Source organism: Dellaglioa sp. CoH-56-MRSF-11 (assembly GCF_056782135.1).
Genome location: NZ_JBXAYE010000002.1, coordinates 33,730 through 57,039, shown reverse-complemented (window position 1 = coordinate 57,039; position 23,310 = coordinate 33,730). Strand labels below are relative to the sequence as shown.

Sequence of the window (23,310 nt, the reverse complement as noted above, 5' to 3'; positions counted from 1 at the left end):
GTACTTCTTCATTAGTTTGGTGATTGGTACTTACAAATGCAAGTTCTTCACGTGACAAAACTTCAGGTTTATTTTTAAAAACGGCTAATTCATTTTGAGCCTCATTCTCAGAAACTGATATTTCAAATAATCCTCGAGCTAAAGCGTGCTTGTTATTAGCAACTACATTTATATTTGCTTTTTTTATCTGTTCATTTTTTTCATCAAACACATCAGGCTCTAAATTTGTATTTTGTAATAAAGTATCTTCTTGTTTATTATCTTCGATTACTGAATCTACTTCTGGTACTATTTTTTTAGCTACACTATCCACAGAATATAACGTATTTTCATCATTATTAGATACTTGATTTTCCTCTTCAGCAAAATCATCAAACAGTAAATAAGTATCCTTTGCTTTAGTTAATTGAACTAAAATTTTCCGATACCTTACGTTTTTATTTTGCTTTTTATTTGTAAAAAATGTGGGGATTTGTTTTGGTTTGAAACCTCGAGAATAGCGATTAATTTGTGCTTTTTCACTTTGACTATCTATCTTTGTCTCTTTGCGCGCAAATTTCTCATTGTGATGTGGTTTATTTACATCTTTTTTTAACGTTTTCTTATAAAATGCAGGTCCATCGTAACGCTCCATTAATTTCATCCTAACTATGTAAAAAACTAATTGCAATAACCGCAATTAGTTTTTATAAATCTATATTATGCAAATAATTTGGCTGCCTTCTCAAAATCGAATGCATCACCAACATGATTCATCTTTTCATCTAAAACTAAAATACCATGGACAGTTGGAGCATTAGGAATAGCCAACTCTTGAGCTGAACAAACCATGCCATAACTATCAATACCACGTAATTTACCCGGCCAAATAATAGCCCCAGTTGGCATCATTGCGCCAACTTTAGCAACAACAACAAGCTGACCTTGTTCAATATTAGGTGCACCACAAACGATATCTAGTGTCTCACCATTATTGACTTCAATTTTTGTGATATGCAAATGATCAGAATCAGGATGTTCATTACATTCAGCTACATATCCCACAACAAATTTAGGATCGTCATCGACAACAAGTACATCCTTAAATCCAGCAGCAACGATAAGTTGATTTAATTTTTCTACTTGTTTTTCATCTAAAAAGATTTGTCCGTTACCTACTAAATCAAGTGATTCTTTAGAGATTTCTAGAAAATTAAATCCCAACGTTTCATTCGATTTTTCATTGAAAATACGAACGACATTATTTTTTAATTCTGACTTTTGGTTTTCTACCTCTTCACGTAAAACAACCATTAATGTATCGCCAACGTTCTTTAAATTATAACTTGCTATTAACATATTTATTTATGAGTTCCCTTCTTATTATCACTAATGACTAAGACGTCACATGGCGCATTTCTTAGAATTGCATCTGTTGTTGATCCATTCACAAATCTTTCAACAACGTTAGCCCCTGTTTGCCCAACCATAATTAAATCAATATGTTTTTCTTCTGGTATTTCACGACTTAATAAAACTTTAGAAGATCCATATACTAAAATAGTTTCAACATCAATAACGCCCTTATCTATCGCAATTTGTTTGTAGTCGGCTAAGGTATCATTTAATCGCTTAACTTCAGTTGTAACGTCATCTTCATCTTCAGAAAATGTATTGTCAACACTTCGCTCAACAACATGTACAACTATTAAACTAGCCTCGTTTTTTAAAGTACTCTCAACTGCCTGATTAAATGCACGTTCAGATTGCACACTTCCATCTATCCCGACCATTACTCTTTTATAAACTTGTTCAAACATCACTATCACCCCAATGGTTTAGTCTAATTTGTTCATAAATGATTCGATTTGTTCTTTCGTTTTACGCTCTTTATTCACATAACGATCAAGCTCAACACCGTTATTGTATGCAACAAAACTCGGAATACCAAAAATACCCCAATCTTGGCAAAGTTCAATTTGTTCATCGCGATCTACTTTATAGAATTTAAAATCGGAATACTCTGCTTCAATTTCAGGCATTAATGGTTCAATAAAGTTACAGTCTGGACACCAACCTGCCGTAAAATAAAACAATGATTTACCATTCAATAATAATTCATTTAATTTATCTTTTTCTAAAACTTTTAATTTTTCCAATCTAACTACCCCTTAATGATTGTATCGACAGTTGAACGGTCCAATCCTAAAATTGTTTTTTCAAGTAATTCTTTTGCTGCTTCATAGTCTCTGATTGAGAACATTGTTTGATGCGTATGAATATAACGTGCACAAACGCCAATAACAGAACTTGGAATACCATTATTTGCTGTTTGAGCTGCGCCAGCATCAGTACCACCTTGAGAAACAAAGTACTGATAAGGAATATTGTTATCCGAAGCAGTATCCAATAAAAATTCTTTTAATCTAGGAAGCGTTACTAATCTTGGATCATAAATTCTGATCAACGTTCCTTCACCAAGATGTCCAAATGTTCCCTTTGTTGTTTCAATATCATTTGCTGCTGAACAGTCGACAGCAAAAAATAAATCAGGTTTCAGCATATTTACTGCACCTGGCGTGCCTCGTAGTCCAACTTCTTCTTGAACATTAGCACCAGCGAATAAAGTATTTGGTAATGTTACGTCTTTTAATTTTTCAAGTGTTTCCAGTACTGCAGTACAACCGTAACGGTTATCCCATGCCTTACTAATAATATTTTTACCATTAGCTGTTTTAATTGTTTCAACATCCGGAACAATATAATCTCCTGGTGCAATACCAAACTCTTTTGCTTCACTTGCAGATTCAAATCCACCATCAAATAAAATATCATTAATTTGTGGTGTTGCATTTTGATGATTATCACCACGCAATAAATGAGGTGATACTGAAGAAGAAATTATTGGGTACGTTTGACCTGATCGTGTTGTTAGTGTGAATCGTTGTGAAGAAACAACAAATGGATTCCATCCACCAAGTGGGCGAACTGAAAATAACCCATTGTCATTAATTGCGGCAAGCATGAATCCAACTTCGTCCATATGAGCAGCGGTCATAATTTTAGGTGCATTTATATCTGCATTTTTACGGATACCAAAAATCCCACCCAAACCATCCTGAACAACCTCATCAACATTTGGTGTCATTTTTTCGCGCATTACATCACGTACGTTATTTTCAAATCCACTTGTTGCCTGAAGTTCAGTCATTGTTTTAACTAAATTAAACGTTTTATCATTCATATTAGAGAGCCCCTTTTCATTTTATTGGACGAATTAGTCCCAATTTTGTCTACTCACTTAGCTTAATATTTCTTACTTTATATTATATAATAGTACCATAAAAGAATCCATGAATGTAGCTTAGTTACTATGTAACGGCGTTTTTACAAAAAAAATCTGGAATTTTTATTCCAGATTTTTAGACGTATTAAAATGTGCTTCTAACTTATAGATAGGCTGTCCCTTTTTACTAAATTTTTCTTCATATTCAGTCATGACATTATCTTCAGCTTCAACGCTTGCATGTAAATCAAGCCAAACTTGATCATAACCCATTCCATACTCATTTAAACTAACTAATGAGTATTCAAACAAGCCACGATTATCTGTCTTAAATTCAAGATGACCATCATTTTTCATAACTTTTTCATAGCCTTTTAAGAAACTGCCATGAGTAAGTCGACGTTTGGCTTGTCTTGTTTTAGGCCAAGGATCTGAAAAATTCAAATAAATGCCATCAACTTCATTATCATCAAAAAATTCAGTTACCGAATCACCGTTACCTAAAATTAATTGTAAATTTGGAATTTGTGCTTCAACTTGTTTCTTCAACGTAATTGCTGCAATTGTCGTTTGCAATTCAATTCCGATAAAATTATATTCCGGAAATTTTCTAGCCATTCCCATAATAAATCCACCCTTACCCATACCTATTTCAATAAAAAGTGGTTGTTTTTTCTCAAATCTTGATTGCCATTTACCCTTAAACTGATTAGGTGATGTTACAAGTAGTTCCGGATGTTCTGCAATTAACGGTTCAGCCCATGCTTTATTTCTTAATCTCAACTTATATATCCTCATTTCATTTGATAAAGTAAGTGGGGCTAGAACGTATTAATCGTTTTAGCCCCACTTACTTTTTAATCCATTTTTATATTATATTTTTGTAATTCTATTATTGCCTGATTCATTTCATGAAATCGACTTAATTGATGTGCTTTTTTTATTCGTTGTAATTTTGCTATTATAATGTACCAGTTTATTCTGTTTAATAAATCGTTATTCTCCAATGACTCATGATAACCACTCAGCCAACTACTCCATTGTGTATCTGGAATGTATTCAGACATAACTAAGCTCAAATCCATAGCAGGATCAGCAATTTTTGCTGACTCCCAATCAACTAAATATAATTGATTAGTATCAGACTGTAACCAATTTCGATGATTCAAATCACCATGACAAACTGTATACTTATCCGTTGATAGTTCAGGTTGATGTTCATTTAATTGCTGAAACATTTTTGATAGCAAGGGGTGCTGCTTTAAATCATCACTCAAATCGTCAAAATAATTAGCTAATAAGCCACTAGGTGTGATAACTTCTCCACCAACCTGTCTCAACATATTTTTTAATTGCTTTGAGCGATGAATTTTAGATAATAATTCAGGAACCATTTTTTGATCCATTTCATCAGAATGAAGGTTTCGTCCATTTAGCCACTCTTGTGCAGTTATTGTATCCCCACTTGAGATTCGCTTAGTCCAAATTAATTTTGGTGTAATACCAGCAACTGAGAGCGCAGCTAAAAAAGGTGACATATTTTGTTTCAAAAACACCTTTTCTTGTGCACGTGTACCCATGTATGCAGTGCCTGTATCTCCACCAATTGGTAACAATTGCCAACCGGGATCTAAATTAAAATCCATACTATTATTACCTCTTTTTCCCGACTAAGCTCTGATGCTATAGTTTCATCTTACAAACATCCCTATTATACGTCAAGGATTTTTTTAACTCTGGTAACTAAGTAAACATTAGTAAACAGCATTATTTCCACTAAACTCACCAAAACACCATAACCCATCATTAAAAATTGTCCTGTACCAATATAGATTGCGATATTAAAAAGTACTGCACTTACACTTATAATTGTTAATGTAAACTTTTTGAAATTCTTAATTTGATACTCTTTTCCTTTTGGATATAGTCTAGTAAAAATAATATTATCGTAATGTTTTGCAAAAGGTAACAATTGAAAACCAATCAGATAAATAAATAAGATTAAAAATGCGAGTGCTAGCCAACCATTTGAAATAAATGCAATAATTAGCGCTCCAATTAGAGTTAATCTAATAAATAAGCCACTAAATTCAGTTCCGCGAATAAATCCCCTTGCATATAAAAATGTATAAACATTTGCGTCATCTTTTTTAATATGATTTAAAATGAAATCAAGGTACACTCTTCTCTTAACATTCCCTCTAACCATTGGTACATCAGTAAATAAATTAAAGAAACGGTAAATCCCTAACATTCTATTTTCTTCAAAACTGATTGCTTTTTTCCAATCAAAGATTTCCTTAAATCCTTTTGCAGCTAGCTGATTTAAAACAAAGCTACTTAAAATAGCAACGATAAAACTCAGAATAAACGTACCATATAATCCAAGGATATAAATCAAAATAGGCAATAAAATATTAACTAATTTGATACTTCCCCAACTAAACCGGTTATTTTGATATTTTTCAAGTAATGAAATGACTAACCAATTATTTTTCAAGCATAGTTGCGTTAAAATCAAGAAAATAATATTGATTACTGAGATTTTCATTCCAATCATCATAACTGGGATAAGTAACACAATAAATCCAACTTGCATTAAGCTGGCCATAACTGTTGAATAGCGTTTTGCCTTTTTTAAATAACTAATTAATGCATGTTCCTGTGGTAAAAGAAAAACAATATCCGCTTCTTTTAATAACGTACTTAAACGGCCGATTTGTAAAATCACCAGTAATCCAATCACTAATGCAGGCCGATACCAAACTAAATTAACAGGCATCACCTTTAGCCCATTTGAATAAGCCAAACCAAGTCCACCAACAAAAAACATAATTGCAACAACAAAATGATCATTCAAAACATATCGTAAATATTTTAATAATAATAACTGATGACTTTTTAAACGTGTTGTCCATAAGTCTTTCATTTTGTTACCTCTTCCTTAGTTAAACCAAGATAAATTTCATCTAAGGAAGCATCTGGATTCTTATAGGCTTGTCTTAATTCAACCATTGTTCCTTGTGTTTTAATTTCACCTTTATTCAGTAAAATGAACCAATCGCAATACTTTTCAGCTGTGGCTAAAACGTGAGTTGACATTAAGACACTTGCGCCACGCTTCTTTTCAGCAACAATTAACTCTAATAAATCGTTAATTGCTAAGGGGTCTAGCCCGAGAAATGGCTCATCAATAACATAAAAATCAGATTCTGTTAAAAAAGCACAGACAATCATAACTTTTTGTTTCATCCCTTTTGAAAAGTTAGCGGGAAACCATTCTAACTTGTTATCAAGTCTAAATATTTTAAGTAATTCATTAGCTTTTTTCCATGCCTTAGTTTCATTCAATCCATAAGCCATCATTGAGAGTTCAATGTGTTCTTTTAATGTTAATTCTTCATAAAGAATAGGCGTTTCAGGAATATATGCTAAATGTGATTTATAAGCCTGGCTATCTTCCCTTAAGGTTACGCCATTTAATTTAATAGTTCCTTTTTGCGGGGTTAATAACCCAATTATATGATTGATTGTAGTCGATTTACCTGCACCATTTAAACCAATTAAGCCAACGACATTTCCAGGTTTAACTTCAAAAGAAATATCTTTTAAAACTGGTATTTGAGAGTAACCACCCACTAAATTTTTAACTTCTAATGTCATTTTCTAATTCCCCATTTACAATTTATTTATGCCTTTAATTATATCATATTATGGTGAATTATCATTCATGATGTATAATAAAAGTATTAACTAACTTTGAAAGAAGGCAAACATATGACTGACTGTATTTTTTGTAAAATAATTGCCAATGATATTCCTAGTTTCACCGTATACGAAGATGAAGACATTAAAGCATTTCTTGATATCTCACAAACAACCCCAGGCCATACACTTGTTATTCCAAAAAAACATGTTGCTAATATTTTTGAATATGACCAAGCACTCGCTAGTAAAGTTTTTTCTAAAATTCCAATGATTGCTTCCGCAATTAAAGTAAGCAATCCAGATATTCAAGGGATGAATATCGTCAATAATAACGGTGAACTAGCTTACCAATCTGTTTTTCACTCACATTTTCATTTAATTCCTAGATACTCAACAAAAGATACTTTTAAAATGTCATTCAAGGATAATTCCAAGAAGTACACATCCGAGCAACTTGAATCAATTATGATGTCAATCAAGAATAAGATTGGAGAAAAATAATGTCAAAAACACTTAAACGAATTAGTTTGTTATCAATTATTGGTGGGTCAGCATACTATGCCTATAACCATAGAGATGAACTTATTACTTTTGTTGCAGATAAAAAAGTTCAGTTAAAAGCAGATTTTTCTGACTATCAAAATGATATCAATCGCGTAACTAATTCATCAAAAAAATTGCAGTATGCTACAGATCATCTGAATACGATTATCGAAGAAACATTACCCATCGTCGATTCCATTAGCAATCGTATAGAAAAGTTTACTTATGAGATCGAGCCAAATATCAATAAAATTAATAAAAAATTAGAAAAGTATCAATGAATTAGGCTTTTAAAAGTTTGATTTTTTTGTGAATTTTCGGTCATTTACTTTCATTATATGATAATTATGTTATATTAAACGTATTAGTCTTTCATTGAGAAGACAAAAAATTTAAGAAATAGGATGTGTTAGGTTATGAAAAAATGGCTTGTTGCTTTAGCCGGCGTACTATTAACATTTACATTAGCGGGTTGTGGGAGCTCAACAGTTGCAACTACTTCAGGTGGTAAGGTTACAGAAAGTGCTTACTACGATAGTTTGAAGAAAACTTCAAGTGGTACATCAATTTTACAACAAATGATTTTGAACAAAGTATTGGAAAAACAATATGGTGATGATGTTTCTGATAAAGAAGTCACAAAACAATACGATACTTATAAAGCTAAATATGGTTCAAGTTTCTCATCTGTCTTATCACAAAACAGTATGACAAAGACTAGTTTTAAAGCAGAATTACGTTCTAACTTACTTTTAAAAGCTGCTGTTAAACATTACAGTGATTTAAGTTCTACAGCTGTAGATAAGCAATGGGAAGAATACCAACCAACTATTACAGTTCAACGTATTCAAGTTGCTTCAAAATCAGATGCAGAAAAAATCATCAAACAACTTGATGAACAAAAGACTGCTAAAAAGTTAACTGACAAATTTACTGCATTAGCTAAATCAAAATCAACAGATACAACTTCTGCAAGTACTGGTGGTACTTTAGCTGCATTTAACAATACAGATACAACACTAACAGCAGAATTTAAAAAAGCTGCATTTGATTTAAAACAAGGTAAATATACAACTACACCTGTTAAAACAACAGCAGGTTATGATGTAATCTTGAGTGTTAAAAATGCTGGTAAAGGTAAAAAAGCCGATCACATTTCTGACTTAAAAGAACAAATTGTTACTGAAACTATGGCTGACTCAACTAAATTACAAAAAATTGTTGGTAAAGTTCTTAAAAAAGGTAACGTATCAATCAAAGATGATGACTTGAAAGATGTTCTTTCAAGCTACTTATCATCATCTTCTTCATCTTCAAAATAAATACATCAAAACATCAGATTATATCTGGTGTTTTTTTTTCGAAAAAAATATCTCAATGGAATTTATCCATTGAGATATTTTTCAATTTAATTATTTGTTACATTACTGTCAGCATGTGGTTTATAGAAATTTCGACCATCCATACCAAATATACGTTCAGAAAATTCGCCCTCTTCTGTATGAGCCAATGACCCTTTCAACATTTGAATTGATGCATCAATATTATCAATTTGATGTAAAACATCTGCTTCAATTAAATGAGGTTGCACTGGTGAACCATACTCTAGTAACCCATGATGCGCAAGAACAACGTGACGTAATAAAATCATGTCTTCTGTCTGAAGATCAATTTTTAATTCACCTGCTGCTTTAACAATTTCTTCATCAATTAATACAATATGCCCAATTAAATTTCCAGCTAATGTATAAGTTGTTGCCACAGAACCTGATAATTCGATTGTTTTTCCTAAATCATGTAAAATCACACCTGCGTAAAGTAATGGTGCATTAATCACATCACCATATTCGGCAACAATTGATTTAGCTAATCGCAACATTGAAAGTGTATGGTAGGCTAACCCACCAGAAAATGCGTGATGATTTTTCTTTGCAGCGGGATAACTGAAAAAATCATCATGTTTTTCGGCAATGAGATATCTTACAATTCGATTCCAATTTGGGTTTGTAATTTCAAAAATAGCTTTATTAAATTCTTCTTCCATCTCATCTTTTTTCATTGGTGCACTAACGACAAATTGACTCGGATCATTAGGTTCACCCTCTTCAGTCAATCTAATATGATAGATTTTCATCTGTGGATTATTTTGGTAAACTTCACGTTTTCCTTTTATAAAGGCAACTTTACCCGTTTGAAATTGTTCAATTGCCTCTGGCGTTGCATCCCAAAGCTTAGCGCTAATTTGGCCTGAACTATCTTCAAAATTAAATGCAATAAATTGCTTATTATTCTTTGTATTTCTAACTTCTGCACTCTTAATTAAAACAAATAATGCTACGTTTTCGTCAACTTTATATTCAAATATTTTTTTCTCTTGTGCCATGTCCATCCTCCTATAACTTAATTATTTTATCGTTATCAAATCCAGTTAATCCTGAATCATCTGCCGTTAAATAAATAATTTGAACTTTTTTACTTATTTCTCGTATTAGTTTTAAAACGGCATTTTTTCTGTTTTTATCAAAATTAACAAACCCATCATCAATAATTAATGGTAATTCGATTGATTTATTAATTGTCATGATTAAAGCAAATCTAAGTGCGATATATAGCTGCTCTGCTGTTCCTTGTGACAATTCTCCCACTTCAAATGATACCATATCAGAAGAAACGACGGTTAATAATCCTGATATATTATTTATTTGTGTAAAATGGCCTAATGTTAATAGTTCAAAATAATGATTTGCTAATTGCAACATTTGTGGCATTCTAACCCCAGAAGAGTCTTTTAATGCCTCGTTAATCCAATTAATAGTTAACTTTTGAGTTAACCATTTATCAGCTAATTCACTTAAAATTGTAACTTTTTCAGCCAACTCTTGTCGAAGTTCTGTATAATTCCCTTCTGCCTTCAAAGTCCGTAATAACGTCTGTTGATCAATAATCTCCTGATTAATGTTCATTATACTATTTTGCAATTGTTTCAATTGTTCTGTAAGCTCATCTAATTGTTCATCTAAACTTTCTTTCGTTTCAAATCTAGCAAGATTTTTTCTAACCTCCACAGGAAGCTGCTCATTAATTGTATCCAATTTAGATTTGTCTTGAACAAATTGCTTTTGTAAATCGTAATTTTTTTCAAATTGCTCAATTGACGTTAAATGATATTGCGTTAATATTTCATTAATTTGATTAGAAATATCAGCAGTCACATTATCTTCATGCTTTTGTTGTTCATTTAAATAGCCCATTTTATTTTTTATTGATTGTGATTCAGCAATTAAAGGTTGTAATTTATCATTAAAGCCTCTAATTCTAGCTAAACTATCTGCCATATCACTTTTATTTAGTGCTAGAAAACTATCAGCAAAATCTGTCTGATTCAAATAATTTTTTATCTTGTCAGTTAACGTTTTAATTTCTGCTGATTTTTGACTAATTTGATCTGTTATAGACTGTATTCGACTTAAGTCATTTTGAATTGAGAACCACTGATTCTTTGGAAAATCATCTAAAACGTATTGAATTTGATAATCCGTTAATTCAGTATCAGTTTGTCTCAATTGTTCGTCCAGTTCACCTATCTTCAATTGATTTTCATCAATTTCTGCAGTAATCATTTGTCTTTTATTTTGTATTTGCATCAGAGCATCACTACTTGATTTATCCTTAGAATTAGACTGCTTAAATACAATTATGGTATATACAACTATCATAATATCTAGTATCAATCCCATTATTTTAAACGGCATTGGTAAGATCATACTTAGTACAAATAGTATAACACTTACCCCTACTAAGATACTTTGTTGTGTAGACCATTTACTTTTTTGTACTTGATTTTTTTGATCAATTGATTGATTTAAATCTAAAATATCTTGTTTTTTCGTCAATTGCTTTTGTTCAATTTCTTGAAGTATTCGTTTATTGCTCTCTTCAGATTTAATTAATGTGACAATATTTTTAAAATCATCAGGATCAAACGCTATTGGAACTTTTCCGTTGATATTTTGATATTGCATCATTAACCGTTCTTGTTCTGTTAATAGTTGGTTTAAACTCGTCTGTTCTAATACAACTTTATCTAAATATTGTTGATTATCAGCTAATTGTTCAAATAATATATCAAAATCAACTTTATTGTTTTCATAAAAATTTATTAAATTTAATGCTGCTAAATTTTCTTTTTCATCAACTACACTCTGATTAATCGATTTTAACCTTTCATTATTTATCTTTTGTTTCTCTAGTAAATTTTGTATTTTTTGATAATTATCAACAGAAATCATAGCATCTTCATCAGTTTGTTTTAGCTTATCCGTCAACTCATTAGATTGTTCATATATTGACCAATTTTGCTTTAATTGTTCGTAGCGTTGGTAATCTTTGGTTAGATTATATTGTGTTGTTTGTAGCCCTTTAATTTGTTCCCTATTTTGATCTAACTTTTTTTGTGTCTCAACATATTCCGGAAATTTCTGTTTGGCAATATTTATTTTATTAACTAAATCATTGTATAACGCAATTTCCTTATTTAACTCAGTTACACGACCTGCTGGCTTATAGACGTGATCGGCATCTTTTTGAATTTTTTTAGTTAATTCTAACCATTCTTGACTACCAACTGCTCCCATCGTCGTTAGATACTCATTTAAATCTTCATTCGTTAAATTAAATACTTGGTTTAACGCCTGCTGATTAAATGAAAATACTTGATTGTATAAATTTTCATCGACTGGATTTAGCCATTCATGCAGCTTACTACTAGCTACTTTCATCCCATCATCACTTTTAACAATAGATACCTTGCCACCAGATTTACCTTGTGTACGAGTTAGTCGATAAGCATCGTTACCAATTAATAATTCCAACTCTCCACCATATGTGGATGAGTCTTTAGGCAGATATTGTTGGTACTTCTTTTTCGCATTTGCAAATCCAAATAACATACTCAATACGAATGCTGTTAACGTCGATTTACCTGCTTCATTCAGACCAAAAATAACCTGATTCGTTTGATTAAAATCAAACGTTTTATCATGCCACTTCCCAAATCCGTAAATTTTAACTTTAGTTATTTTCATCTATATGACCCTCTATCGCTTGATTTTCATGAAGCAATGTTTTTGAATTTTCTTGTAATTCTACTAAATGTCCCGTTTCTAATAAGTACGTATTAAGTTCCGGAATTTGTAATAATTTATCAGCGAGTTCAGTCATTCCATCATCAGTAAAAACACGTTTTGCGCTTTCTTCCCAGTATTGTTGATCAATTGATTCAAAAGCTACCTTTTTATTAATCACCGTTTTAATTTTAACAATCCAATAGTAATTATCTGGCATATGTTTTTGAATCCAAGCAGTTAATAAATCACCATTTTGAATGCGATTTACTAGGCTATCACTAAAATTATCTAAATCTGTGATTTGTATCACTATTAAATATGATTTATCTTTAGAAAAAAGTTGGCATTCAGCGTCAATCTTATCAATAGCATCTGATAGTGAATCAATTTTTGCCATTGAAATATTAACTGTTTCCCAATCAATTGTAGATGACGTTATAAATTTGGGAACCAACTTATTTCCATCACTATTCACTAGATAAAACCCTTTATCGCCTGATTCTTTACGGTGCCGACCTTGTGTATTTCCAGGATAGATAACTGGGGGTTGTTCATTCAAAATCTGTCTTACATGAATATGACCCAATCCCCAATAATCATAATTTTTCTGTAATAATTCTTTAACAGTAAATGGTGCATAACTTTCATCTGATATTGAATTTATACCCTCATTTGCCCCATGGATAAGCCCAATATGCCATTTCTCATCACCACGAACAGGATAATCAACGATTTTTGATGGTTCCCATCTATGTGCATAACTAAACCCAGTTAATCGAACTTCATCGCCATTTTTTAAAATGTGCGTCACTGTTTCAACTTCACTTGTAAATAAAGTTACATTTGATGGAAAAGTTAAATGATCTTGAGCATTATCAGAAAAATCATGGTTACCAAAACTCAAATAAACATTTATTCCGGCCTTTTGCAGTCGTTCACACTGACTAATTAACGTTGTTTGTGCCATAATACTCATCTCAGATGAATCATATAAATCCCCAACTAAACAAACAAAGTCTACTGATTCTTCAATAGCCGTATCTACGAGATTACTCAAAGCTTTAAATGTTGACTGATAAATCGAATCCATTAACTGACTTGGTACATTTTTTAATCCTCCAAAAGGACTATCTAAATGTAAATCAGCTGCATGAATAAATTTCATCTTCCCACTCCTTTATAAAAAAAAACCTGGTACAAAACATAATTGCTTTGCTTCCAGGATTTTTATTCGAATTAATTATGATATAAATCTTGTATTGGTTTTGTGATAATTGAATTAACTTCATTCATAATTTCACTTAAAACTTGTTCTTTAACCATTAAATCTTTGATTGTATCAAAATCACCGATTTTTTCTGAAAGATTATGAGCATTTTCAAGTTCTTCGTCTGTCATTTCTTCACCATTCATTTGTTTTTGTTGCAAAGACATTTGAATTGTTTGAAATTCTTTAAATAATTTATATGCAATTTCATCTTCTTGCATTTTTGTATAAGCTGATTTCAAAGCCTTATATTCTTCCGTTTGACTAAGATCTTGACTCATTTGGTTCGCTGTATCATAAATATTAACAACCATTTCTGATTCCTCCAATAATAATTTATATTAACTTAATTAGTGTATCATTTTTATCCATAATTTGCATTGATTTGTTCTAATTTCCAAACATCCCATTAATACTATCACTGAGCCATTTTTGGGCTTTTTTAGCAGAATCAGATAATTTATTTTTTATTTCATCTGTTTGCTTTTCTACTGATTCTAAAATACCATCTCCACTATCATTTGAACCGGTATTATTTGCTAAAGTAGTAGCAGATTTCGTTGAGAAGCTTGTCTGAGCAGTATTAGGTAATATACCTGACATTTCGCTTTTAAATAAGGAATCAACGATATCCCCACTTGAATTTCTTAGGTAATGAGTATCATCAGTTTGATCAAAACCAACCCATGTTGCGACAGTAATGTCTGGTGTATATCCAATAACCCACTGATCTTTCGTCCCATCTGTAGAACCTTTTTTAGCCTCTGTACTTCCCGTTTTACCAGCAACTGTATATCCAGCTGGGACAGCAAGTTCGCCAGTTCCTCCAGTTTCAAAGACACCCATCATCATACTTGTCATCGATTTAGCTACCTTACTACTCATAACTTTAGTTTCACTATTGTCTGAATTATTAACAATCGTTTTACCAGAAGCATCAACAATTTTAGTAATAAAATGAGCCTTTTTTTGAATACCACCATTAGCAAACGCAGTATATGCACTAGCCATTTCGTAGGGTGAGACACCAGTAGTTAAACCACCCAAAGCTAAATCTAAGTTTTTGTCCGAACTTTTAACCGGTATACCAAATTTTTTAACAGCATCGTATCCTTTATCAACACCAATTTTATTTAACAACCACACAGCTGGCGCATTTTTACTAAGTGCCAATGCCTTATACATTGGTATTTTACCTGCATATTGATTGTCGTAATTATTTGGTGAATAATTATTTGATCCATATGATTGTTTTTTATCTTTTAATTCAGAATCATAAAAATAGCCATCTTCTAAAGCAGGCATATATACGGCAATTGGTTTTAGTGTTGACCCCGGTTGGCGGTTAATCTGAGTCGCTCGATTATATCCCCTAAAAACGTGTTTACCTCGTCCACCAACAACTGCTGTCACACCACCATTCGTTGAATTAATAGCAATTGATCCACCCTGAGCTTTTGTCCCATCATCAGCATCCAAAGGGAACAAGGTAGAGTTATCAAATGATGTTTGCATAGCTTCTTGATGGGTCTGATCCATCGCCGTATAAATTTTATAACCACGATTCATAATATCTGATTCAGTTAACCCATAATTTTTAATTGCTTCACTAATAACGGCATCAAAATAATAAGGATATTTATAACCTGATTGATAATCGTACGTATCATTTAATGTAATACCCGTCTGCTTAGCACTTGATAATTCTGCACTAGAGATTTTTTTATTTTCATACATAACATTCAGAACAACATTACGCCTTTGTTTAGCTGCAACAGGATGATCTATCGGATTATATGCCCCTGGCGATGTTAACATACCCGCAATAACTGCAGCCTCACTAACAGTTAAATCTGAAGCACTTTTTCCAAAATATTTTTTAGAGGCATCTTGAACACCCCAAACGCCATTACCAAAATATGCATTATTTAAGTACATCGTTAGAATGTCTTTTTTTGAATATACTTTTTCCGTTTCAATTGAAATAAATATTTCTTTAGCCTTACGACTATAAGTTTGCTCCTGTGACAAGAATGCATTTTTAACAAGTTGTTGCGTTATAGTACTTCCGCCACCACTAATTGCACTACTTCCAGTTAATCGATTTTTAACCAATGAAACCACAGAACGTGCCATCCCTTTGATTGAAAATCCATATTCATGATAAAAATTACGATCTTCTGATGACAGTACAGCATTTTGAATATTGGGTGAAATCTTATTTAATGAAACGTAAGTACCCTTTTGAGAGTATAACGATCCTGCTTTATCGCCATCTTTATCAAAAACCTCAGTTGATTGTTGTAAAGCAGCTTTTAACCCACTAACATTTGTTGTTTTGGCTACATAAGTTAAATACGCACTCGAACCTAAAATAATTGCTAAAATAAAAATAGTCAACCATTTCCAACCATGCACAAATTTCCATCCCTGTCGAAACCAATTTTTAAATTGAATTAGATGTATTACAAACCAATTTTCATTTTTAGTTCTTTTATTTTCATTTTTCATTAGTTGTCCCCATATTTAATCTTAATATCATTTATTATTTTACCATAGCAATATTATAAAAAGTAAATTAGCCTTTTTATTATGATATTTTTAAATATTTAAAAAAAGACTAAGAAATGTAGATGTTATCTACTCCTTAGTCTCACAGTATTTTAAATTAAATTATCTGGATTTGCGTGTTCAGTAAAAATATCATAGACACGTTGTGCGGCCTGCTCATCTGAACTAATAATCATAATTGTATCATGTCCCGCAACAGTTCCAACAATATCCGGGAAGCCAAAATCATCGATAATTGCTGCCAGTAAATTACCGTTACTTGGAATCGTTTTAACAACATTCATAAATTGGATTTTAGTAATATTAGTAACGACTTCAAAAATAATTTCAAATAAATGAACTTCTTCACTTAAATTACCTGACTTAAAAATTGCGTATCTCAAATCACCTTGTTCATCTTGAGCTTTAACAATTTTCATTTCACGAATATCTCTAGAAATAGTCGCTTGAGTCGCCTTAATATTCACATGTTCCAATTCTGAAATCAAATCATCCTGCGTTGCAATTACTTTTTTATTAATTAACTGTTCAATTTTAGCTTGACGTATCTCTTTCTTCATAAGAATCCCTCTTTGAATGAGTATTTATTCTTAGTATAGCAAAAGAAATATGAATACTGAAATAATACGCTTAATTTAGGACGATTTTATTCATTTTATTGAATTTTGATTCAAATATAAGCATACCTGAATCTCTAATAATATAACCATCTAACACTAATTTCTGAATAACTCGTCCAACGGTTTCACGCCGCGTTCCACTAATCGTCGCAATATCTTCATGTGTAATCACATATGGGATTCGCAGACTATTCTCACCATGTTTATCGGCTAGATTCTCACTTAAATACTGTAACACTTGTGTTATCCGGGTTGTTGTATTACTACATACGGTTCTTAACCTTAACACTTCTGAACAATTTAAAATATTATCAATTTGCCCAAATAAGTACGCAGAAACTTCATAATGTGTTTTGATTAAATTCTCAATAAGTTCAACAGGAATCTTAGCGACCGTCGCTAGTGTAGCAGCACGACTTGAAACAGTATAATATTCACTCTGTAACATTCCACCAATTGGAAATATTTGTTTCGATGTAACATACATATAATTTTGAAAAATACCAGCTCGATCACCACGTTCAATTTTAACTAATCCATCCAAGACAACATAAATAAAATCACGTTTATCATTCATATCAAAAATAGTATTTCCTTTTAGAAATCTTTTAAATGTAATTTGTTCAAAACAAGCTCCTTGTTCATCCTCACTTAAACAACCAAACAACTCATGGTCAGAAAATTCTGATCGATACCTTTGTCTTTCTTTTTCTGTAATCATCCCTTTACTCCCTTAATACCTATATTTATGATATATAACTATCAACACTATCAGATTAAATATAGAATGTCGATTTATTTTTTCGGATTTTGGAGACCCTGGTTTATTTTTTTGATTCACTGATAGCTCTAAATCATTAATCTAACAGTACCAAAATGATAAAAATAAACTGGTCGTATTCGCACATCCATTTTGTGTTCAAACGCACAATCATCGTTAAAAAGTACATCTAACAATATTTAGATAAAATAAAAAAGTTAACAATTAAGTCAACTTTTTTATTAATTACATTTCTTTTGGTGCATTTACGCCTAATAATCTTAATGATTCTGTTAAAACGACGCTCACACTTTGAACGAGTGCTAAACGAGCTAATTTTTGATCATCTTCAACTAATATCTTTGAATTTGCATAGTATTTATTAAATGCTCTTGATAAATGAATAGCGTATTTAGCAATTACTGATGGTTCATATTCTTTAGCTGCACGTTTAATTATTTTAGGGAAGTCACCAAGTAACTTAATTGTATCCCATGCAGCAGGATCAGAAAGTTCATTGTTACTTTCACTAATTGAAACATCACCCGCTTTACGAATAATACTTTGTGCTCTAGCATTTGAATATTGGACATAGGGACCTGTTTCACCTTCAAAACGAACAACTTCTTCTAAAACAAAATCAAAATTATTCATACGTTCATTCTTTAAATCATGGAAAATAACAGCCCCAACACCAACATCTTTAGCAACTTGTTCAGCATTTGGTAGGTCAGGATTTTTATCTTGAATTTGTTTTTTAGCAAGGCTTGTAGCATCATCTAAAACTTCTTCAAGTAAAATAACACGTCCTGAACGAGTCGATAATTTCTTACCACCTTGTGTGATTAAGCCAAATGGAATGTGGTGCATATCATCTGACCAATCATTACCCATTTCCTTTAACACAGCCTTTAATTGTCTAAAATGGTTAGCTTGTTCATTTCCGACAACATACAATGACTGTACAAAATTATACGTCCGTTTACGGTAAATAGCAGCAGCTAAATCACGAGTAATATATAAAGTTGCCCCATCTGTTTTTTGAATCAAGGCAGGGTTTAAATCGTATTTTTCAAGATCAACAATTTCTGCGCCTTGGCTTTCTTTTAACAAATTTTTATCTTTTAACATTGTCACAACTTCGCCCATTTTATCATTATAAAAGGCTTCCCCTTTAAATGAATCAAATTGGACACCCAGCATATCATAAATTTTATTGAAAGCTGATAATGATTCTGCACGGAACCAAGTCCAAAGTTCGATTGCTTCTTCATCGCCATCCTCGAGCTTTTTAAACCATGCACGAGCTGCAACATCTAACTCTGGATTTTCTTCTGCTTCTTTATGGAAACGAACGTAGTATTCAAGTAATTTATTGATAGGATCAGCTTTAACTTCTGCTTCACTACCCCATAATTTATAAGCAGTAATTAACTTACCAAATTGAGTTCCCCAATCGCCTAAATGATTAATTTTAATTGGATTATAATTAATTTTAGCCAAGATGTTTGCAATTGAATTACCAATCACAGTTGAACGTAAATGTCCCATTGAAATAGGTTTAGCAATATTGGGTGATGACATATCAATTGGTACGTTACCATCATGACCAATATCAGATGCGCCATACTCACTGCCATTTGAAAGCACTTGTTCAATAATATCTTGACTAAATGCAGCCTTATTCAAGAAAAAGTTAACATATGGCCCAACTGCAGCAACTGACTCAAATTGACTTTGATCAATTTTCTCTACTAAGTCTTTAGCAATCATCTGAGGTGCTTTTCTAAATGCTTTAGCTAATGCAAAAGCTGGAAATGCATAATCCCCCATATCAGAACTTTTTGGTATTTCAATTTTGGCAATAATTTCTTCTTCAGTAAGGTTTCCATCAACGATAGCAACCAATGCTTGTGCAACTTGTTGTTTATAATTCATTATCCATTCCTCCTAAAATTGTATAAAAAAAGCCCCTTACAAATAATTATGTAAGAGACGAGAATTCCCGCGGTACCACTCTAATTGATTAATATCCACTCAAAATATTCAGTTATTTCTAAAAAGTACGATTCAACTAACGCTTTTATCTAGCTTCCATCAACCTAGACTTGCTTTAAAATTAATTAGTTTACTAGCTTTTATCATCGAATTTATAGTTTGATTGTAACAAATTAATATTATAAAAGATAGTGTTTTTAGAATTTAGGTTTGCTTTTGGTGAAATATTTCTTTACGACATCCCTTGAATCTGTCAATCTTGTAACATTATCATCAAAATGAATTGATACAAAAGAATAATACACAAGATCGACTGCATATAATTGAGCAATTAAAGAAGTAGTCGCTGCACTTCTGAATTTTTTATTTTCTTCACTATCGTCATGTTCTAAAATAATATTAGCTAATTTGGCCAATGTACTTTTTTTATTATGTGTTAAAACGATAACTTTTATTTTTTGTCGATTTGCAAGATTTGCTAACTTAATTGCATCCGTATTTTCCCCTGAATTTGATATCAAGAATAAAGTTGTTCCTTCTTTTAGTTGCGATAATCCAACGGCAATTAGATGTGTATCAAGTGTTTCTATAACAGACTTACCAACTCGAATAAATTTTTGTTGGAAATCTTTAGCTACAATTTCTGATGCTCCAATTCCATACGCATAGATTATTTTTGACTCTGCAATAACCTTCGCAGCATTAACGACTTCCTCATCTAATGTTTTATTTGATTCCTCAATCGTATGTTGTATCCGCATGGTTAATTTTTGTTGTGTCGTCACTAAATCATCTTTAGGATTAATTTCCTCGAGCATTGATTTATCATCTTGGATTTCTGCTGATAATTCTAATTTTAATCCTGGAAAACCAGTATCACTAATACTTTTTCCAAATCGCGTTATTGCTGCAGTGCTGACACCTACCACCTCTGCCATACTCTGTGTACTCATTCTTATTACTTTCTGAGGGTGCTCTAAAATAAACCGTGCTATTTTTCGCTCTACCTTTGTGTATTTATCCATATTTGCTTGTATTGTGTACAAATAATTACCCATACTTCTTACCTCTTTTTATGGTATGTCTTATGCTTCTGTCTCAATCATAGCATCTTTTGGAATACCAAAAAAGAATGTTAAAATAAATCCGCCCGCATATGCCGCAAGCAATCCAAGAATATACCCAATCCAGTGTCCATTACTTATTAAAGGTATCAATGCTACCCCAGAAGGTCCTATTGCAATAGATCCAATATGACCAATCCCACCAATCACCGCTCCACCGATTCCGCCACCAAGACAAGCAGTAATCATTGGTCGTCCTAAAGGTAGTATAACCCCATAAATTAATGGTTCCCCAATTCCTAGAAATCCGACTGGTAGAGCGCCTTTAATTAAATTTGTTAATTTTTTATTTTTACGACAACGAACCCATAATGCAATTGCTGCCCCTACTTGTCCAGCTCCTGCCATTGCTAAAATTGGCAATAATAATGTTGATCCAGACTTAGCAATCATTTCAAGATGAATAGGTGTTAAAATTTGATGTAATCCTAACATTACCATTGGTAAGAAAAAAGTCCCTAAAACAAAACCAGAAAATGCACCACCAACTTCTAAGACCCAGTTAATTGATGTAACTAAAGAATTCGAAACAACCCCAGCAACTGGCATTACTAAGAAAATTGTCATCATTCCAATAACAAATAATGATATTGTCGGTGTTATAATAATATCTAAAGAATCCGGAATCCATTTATGCAATCTTTTTTCTAAAATAGCTAATACCCACACTGCAAAAATAACACCAATAATTCCACCCTGTCCAGCACTTAGTGCCTGACCGTTAAAGATATTATGGAGAGGTGCTTCAGGGGTTACCCCACTCAGCAAAGTGACAGCGCCGATAACACCACCAAGTCCTGGAGTGGCACCAAATTCACTGGCACTATTTATCCCTACATAGATAACTAAATAACTGAAAACACCATTTTTAATAACATTTAAAACTGCAATAAAATCTGTCCAGCTCGAACTTAAATCCCCTGCAACCATCATATTTCCAAGGACAGCAGCCAATCCACCAATCAATCCTGCTCCAACAAATACAGGAATTAGTGGAACAAAGATATTTGAAATTGCTTTAAGCACCTTTTTTATTGGCGTTTGCTTTTGTTTAGCTTTATGTTCTGCTTTTACTTTAGCAGCTTTGCTCTCAACCAATTCTTTATCAGTCATTTGAGTTGATTGTACTACGTTCTTCAAAGGGAAAGGTTCGCCTAATTTAACCCCTACTTGTCTTACCATTTCATCTGCAACTTTGTTGACTGTACCAGGTCCAACTACCACTTGCAAAGTATCATCTTCAACAACACCCATGACACCATCGATATTTTTCAATTTTTCAATATCTACTTTATCTTCATCCCTAATTGTCATCCTAACTCGAGTCATACAATGAATTAATTTTTCAACATTGTCTGGCCCCCCTACATTATCATAAATTTCATTTGCAATTTTTTCGATTTTTTTGTCTGCCATAATTTAACCCCTCCAAATATTTTATTTGATTGCTTCCCTAACAAAACCATGAGCCTTCTTTAATTTTTCTTTAGCTTGATTCAAATCGTTATCCGTTAGAATCATAACTATTGCAAGTTTGACATCATGTTCAGCTAATTCAAATGTTAATTTTGCTTGTTCATAACTTACTCCAGTTGCATCCATAATAATATGCTTTGATCTTTCAACTAATTTTTCATTCGTTGGTCTAACATCGACCATTAAATTTTTATATATTTTTCCAATTCCAATCATCGAAATTGTCGACAACATATTTAATACTAATTTTTGTGCCGTTCCTGATTTTAAACGAGTAGACCCAGTCAATATCTCTGGTCCCACTTCAATCTCAATAGCCGTATCAGCATGCCGTCCAATAATTGATTCCTTATTGCAAGCCAGACTTATTGTGTTCGCACCAAGATGTTTAGCGTAGTCAAGACCCCCAATAACATATGGTGTTCTACCACTTGCTGCAATTCCAACTACTGTATCTAATTTTGTTAAACAAATATTTTCCAAATCCAACTTACCCAATTCGTTTGAATCTTCGGCACCTTCAACTGCCACAGTCATTGCTTTCATACCACCAGCAATCAATCCTTGCACCATGCTAGGATTTGTTCCAAATGTTGGTACACATTCAGCAGCATCTAAGACACCTAATCTACCACTAGTTCCTGCACCCATATAAATTAAACGGCCTCCACTATTAAATGATTCAATAATTTTACTAACTGCTTCATTAATTTGCGATAACTCTTTTTCTACGCTTTTAGGAACTGTCATATCGGCTTCATTCATTATTCTTGCAACTTCAGAACATTTTAACTCATCTAAATTCATAGTTTGTTCATTTCTAGTTTCCGTTACTAATTTTGTAATATCCAT

23 protein-coding genes are annotated in these 23,310 nt (G+C 32.2%); 3 read left to right on the top strand and 20 right to left on the bottom strand.

Going from position 1 to position 23,310, the window contains the following annotated elements:
* The 9 genes from AC1RPT_RS02170 to AC1RPT_RS02130 all read right to left on the bottom strand — a co-directional run.
* Positions 1-634, bottom strand: a 634-nt coding sequence (locus tag AC1RPT_RS02170; RefSeq protein WP_481761195.1) for a hypothetical protein, incomplete at its 3' end; no start/stop codon positions are given.
* A gap of 65 nt (positions 635-699) precedes the next feature.
* Positions 700-1,338 carry a YtpR family tRNA-binding protein gene (ytpR, locus tag AC1RPT_RS02165; RefSeq protein ID WP_481761194.1) on the bottom strand — a complete coding sequence of 213 codons (639 nt, stop codon included), beginning with the start codon at positions 1,336-1,338 and terminating at the stop codon, positions 700-702.
* Positions 1,339-1,340: 2 nt separating this feature from the next.
* The gene (locus tag AC1RPT_RS02160; protein ID WP_481761193.1) at positions 1,341-1,799 is read right to left on the bottom strand and encodes a universal stress protein; all 459 of its coding nucleotides are present in this window, start codon (positions 1,797-1,799) and stop codon (positions 1,341-1,343) included.
* 18 nt (positions 1,800-1,817) lie between these two features.
* Positions 1,818-2,138 carry a thioredoxin family protein gene (locus tag AC1RPT_RS02155; protein WP_409022701.1) on the bottom strand — a complete coding sequence of 107 codons (321 nt, stop codon included), beginning with the start codon at positions 2,136-2,138 and terminating at the stop codon, positions 1,818-1,820.
* Positions 2,139-2,143: 5 nt separating this feature from the next.
* Positions 2,144-3,223: a glutamyl aminopeptidase gene (gene pepA, locus AC1RPT_RS02150; RefSeq protein ID WP_409022702.1), complete on the bottom strand. Its 1,080-nt coding sequence runs from the start codon at positions 3,221-3,223 to the stop codon at positions 2,144-2,146.
* Between the two features lie 165 nt (positions 3,224-3,388).
* Positions 3,389-4,048, bottom strand: a complete 660-nt coding sequence (gene trmB, locus AC1RPT_RS02145) for a tRNA (guanosine(46)-N7)-methyltransferase TrmB (RefSeq protein ID WP_409022703.1) — start codon at positions 4,046-4,048, stop codon at positions 3,389-3,391.
* A gap of 74 nt (positions 4,049-4,122) precedes the next feature.
* A complete protein-coding gene (locus AC1RPT_RS02140; protein ID WP_481761192.1) occupies positions 4,123-4,911 on the bottom strand; it encodes a phosphotransferase in 789 nt (262 codons plus the stop codon).
* A 65-nt stretch (positions 4,912-4,976) separates the two neighbouring features.
* The gene (locus tag AC1RPT_RS02135; protein WP_481761191.1) at positions 4,977-6,194 is read right to left on the bottom strand and encodes an ABC transporter permease; all 1,218 of its coding nucleotides are present in this window, start codon (positions 6,192-6,194) and stop codon (positions 4,977-4,979) included.
* The gene (locus tag AC1RPT_RS02130; protein ID WP_481761190.1) at positions 6,191-6,928 is read right to left on the bottom strand and encodes an ABC transporter ATP-binding protein; all 738 of its coding nucleotides are present in this window, start codon (positions 6,926-6,928) and stop codon (positions 6,191-6,193) included. The genes AC1RPT_RS02135 and AC1RPT_RS02130 overlap by 4 nt, the downstream gene beginning before the upstream one ends.
* 114 nt (positions 6,929-7,042) lie before the next feature.
* Here AC1RPT_RS02130 and AC1RPT_RS02125 point away from each other — a divergent pair, with 114 nt between their 5' ends.
* The 3 genes from AC1RPT_RS02125 (at position 7,043) to AC1RPT_RS02115 (ending at position 8,838) form a co-directional block, all read left to right on the top strand.
* Positions 7,043-7,474 (top strand): HIT family protein, encoded by a 432-nt coding sequence (locus AC1RPT_RS02125; protein ID WP_481761189.1) that lies wholly within the window; start codon positions 7,043-7,045, stop codon positions 7,472-7,474.
* The gene (locus AC1RPT_RS02120; RefSeq protein WP_481761188.1) at positions 7,474-7,797 is read left to right on the top strand and encodes a hypothetical protein; all 324 of its coding nucleotides are present in this window, start codon (positions 7,474-7,476) and stop codon (positions 7,795-7,797) included. Before AC1RPT_RS02125 ends, AC1RPT_RS02120 begins: the two co-directional genes overlap by 1 nt.
* A gap of 135 nt (positions 7,798-7,932) precedes the next feature.
* Positions 7,933-8,838, top strand: a complete 906-nt coding sequence (locus AC1RPT_RS02115) for a peptidylprolyl isomerase (protein ID WP_481761187.1) — start codon at positions 7,933-7,935, stop codon at positions 8,836-8,838.
* Positions 8,839-8,924: 86 nt separating this feature from the next.
* Here the strand turns inward: AC1RPT_RS02115 and AC1RPT_RS02110 are convergent, their stop codons facing one another.
* The 11 genes from AC1RPT_RS02110 to murQ all read right to left on the bottom strand — a co-directional run bounded on the left by AC1RPT_RS02110 (position 8,925) and on the right by murQ (position 23,310).
* Positions 8,925-9,899: a 3'-5' exoribonuclease YhaM family protein gene (locus AC1RPT_RS02110; RefSeq protein ID WP_481761186.1), complete on the bottom strand. Its 975-nt coding sequence runs from the start codon at positions 9,897-9,899 to the stop codon at positions 8,925-8,927.
* Between the two features lie 10 nt (positions 9,900-9,909).
* A complete protein-coding gene (locus tag AC1RPT_RS02105) occupies positions 9,910-12,600 on the bottom strand; it encodes an ATP-binding protein (RefSeq protein ID WP_481761185.1) in 2,691 nt (896 codons plus the stop codon).
* The gene (locus tag AC1RPT_RS02100; RefSeq protein WP_481761184.1) at positions 12,587-13,807 is read right to left on the bottom strand and encodes a metallophosphoesterase family protein; all 1,221 of its coding nucleotides are present in this window, start codon (positions 13,805-13,807) and stop codon (positions 12,587-12,589) included. Before AC1RPT_RS02100 ends, AC1RPT_RS02105 begins: the two co-directional genes overlap by 14 nt.
* A gap of 71 nt (positions 13,808-13,878) precedes the next feature.
* Positions 13,879-14,223, bottom strand: a complete 345-nt coding sequence (locus AC1RPT_RS02095; protein WP_481761183.1) for a YlbF/YmcA family competence regulator — start codon at positions 14,221-14,223, stop codon at positions 13,879-13,881.
* A 76-nt stretch (positions 14,224-14,299) separates the two neighbouring features.
* Positions 14,300-16,420 carry a PBP1A family penicillin-binding protein gene (locus AC1RPT_RS02090; protein WP_481761182.1) on the bottom strand — a complete coding sequence of 707 codons (2,121 nt, stop codon included), beginning with the start codon at positions 16,418-16,420 and terminating at the stop codon, positions 14,300-14,302.
* A gap of 152 nt (positions 16,421-16,572) precedes the next feature.
* On the bottom strand, positions 16,573-17,040 hold the full coding sequence (locus tag AC1RPT_RS02085; RefSeq protein WP_409022715.1) for an arginine repressor: 468 nt from the start codon (positions 17,038-17,040) through the stop codon (positions 16,573-16,575).
* 70 nt (positions 17,041-17,110) lie between these two features.
* Positions 17,111-17,821, bottom strand: coding sequence for a Crp/Fnr family transcriptional regulator (locus tag AC1RPT_RS02080; protein ID WP_481761181.1), 711 nt, complete (start codon positions 17,819-17,821; stop codon positions 17,111-17,113).
* A 285-nt stretch (positions 17,822-18,106) separates the two neighbouring features.
* Complete coding sequence (argS, locus tag AC1RPT_RS02075) at positions 18,107-19,798, bottom strand: arginine--tRNA ligase (protein ID WP_481761180.1); 1,692 nt, start codon at positions 19,796-19,798, stop codon at positions 18,107-18,109.
* A gap of 257 nt (positions 19,799-20,055) precedes the next feature.
* Entirely contained in the window at positions 20,056-20,916 is an 861-nt protein-coding gene (locus AC1RPT_RS02070) for a MurR/RpiR family transcriptional regulator (protein ID WP_481761179.1), read from the bottom strand.
* 27 nt (positions 20,917-20,943) lie between these two features.
* Positions 20,944-22,398 carry a PTS transporter subunit EIIC gene (locus AC1RPT_RS02065; protein WP_481761178.1) on the bottom strand — a complete coding sequence of 485 codons (1,455 nt, stop codon included), beginning with the start codon at positions 22,396-22,398 and terminating at the stop codon, positions 20,944-20,946.
* A 21-nt stretch (positions 22,399-22,419) separates the two neighbouring features.
* Positions 22,420-23,310: an N-acetylmuramic acid 6-phosphate etherase gene (gene murQ / locus AC1RPT_RS02060; protein ID WP_481761177.1), complete on the bottom strand. Its 891-nt coding sequence runs from the start codon at positions 23,308-23,310 to the stop codon at positions 22,420-22,422.

Excerpts from the sequence above, each read along its gene's own strand:
- AC1RPT_RS02110 (WP_481761186.1), bottom strand. The coding sequence starts at position 9,899 with ATGGCACAAGAGAAAAAAATATTTGAATATAAAGTTGACGAAAACGTA.
- pepA (WP_409022702.1), bottom strand. The coding sequence starts at position 3,223 with ATGAATGATAAAACGTTTAATTTAGTTAAAACAATGACTGAACTTCAG.
- AC1RPT_RS02070 (WP_481761179.1), bottom strand. The coding sequence starts at position 20,916 with ATGGGTAATTATTTGTACACAATACAAGCAAATATGGATAAATACACA.
- AC1RPT_RS02115 (WP_481761187.1), top strand. The coding sequence starts at position 7,933 with ATGAAAAAATGGCTTGTTGCTTTAGCCGGCGTACTATTAACATTTACA.
- ytpR (WP_481761194.1), bottom strand. The coding sequence starts at position 1,338 with ATGTTAATAGCAAGTTATAATTTAAAGAACGTTGGCGATACATTAATG.
- AC1RPT_RS02090 (WP_481761182.1), bottom strand. The coding sequence starts at position 16,420 with ATGAAAAATGAAAATAAAAGAACTAAAAATGAAAATTGGTTTGTAATA.
- AC1RPT_RS02140 (WP_481761192.1), bottom strand. The coding sequence starts at position 4,911 with ATGGATTTTAATTTAGATCCCGGTTGGCAATTGTTACCAATTGGTGGA.
- AC1RPT_RS02160 (WP_481761193.1), bottom strand. The coding sequence starts at position 1,799 with ATGTTTGAACAAGTTTATAAAAGAGTAATGGTCGGGATAGATGGAAGT.
- argS (WP_481761180.1), bottom strand. The coding sequence starts at position 19,798 with ATGAATTATAAACAACAAGTTGCACAAGCATTGGTTGCTATCGTTGAT.
- AC1RPT_RS02105 (WP_481761185.1), bottom strand. The coding sequence starts at position 12,600 with ATGAAAATAACTAAAGTTAAAATTTACGGATTTGGGAAGTGGCATGAT.
- AC1RPT_RS02065 (WP_481761178.1), bottom strand. The coding sequence starts at position 22,398 with ATGGCAGACAAAAAAATCGAAAAAATTGCAAATGAAATTTATGATAAT.
- AC1RPT_RS02085 (WP_409022715.1), bottom strand. The coding sequence starts at position 17,040 with ATGAAGAAAGAGATACGTCAAGCTAAAATTGAACAGTTAATTAATAAA.
- AC1RPT_RS02130 (WP_481761190.1), bottom strand. The coding sequence starts at position 6,928 with ATGACATTAGAAGTTAAAAATTTAGTGGGTGGTTACTCTCAAATACCA.
- AC1RPT_RS02135 (WP_481761191.1), bottom strand. The coding sequence starts at position 6,194 with ATGAAAGACTTATGGACAACACGTTTAAAAAGTCATCAGTTATTATTA.
- murQ (WP_481761177.1), bottom strand. The coding sequence starts at position 23,310 with ATGGATATTACAAAATTAGTAACGGAAACTAGAAATGAACAAACTATG.
- AC1RPT_RS02100 (WP_481761184.1), bottom strand. The coding sequence starts at position 13,807 with ATGAAATTTATTCATGCAGCTGATTTACATTTAGATAGTCCTTTTGGA.
- AC1RPT_RS02095 (WP_481761183.1), bottom strand. The coding sequence starts at position 14,223 with ATGGTTGTTAATATTTATGATACAGCGAACCAAATGAGTCAAGATCTT.
- AC1RPT_RS02120 (WP_481761188.1), top strand. The coding sequence starts at position 7,474 with ATGTCAAAAACACTTAAACGAATTAGTTTGTTATCAATTATTGGTGGG.
- AC1RPT_RS02125 (WP_481761189.1), top strand. The coding sequence starts at position 7,043 with ATGACTGACTGTATTTTTTGTAAAATAATTGCCAATGATATTCCTAGT.
- AC1RPT_RS02080 (WP_481761181.1), bottom strand. The coding sequence starts at position 17,821 with ATGATTACAGAAAAAGAAAGACAAAGGTATCGATCAGAATTTTCTGAC.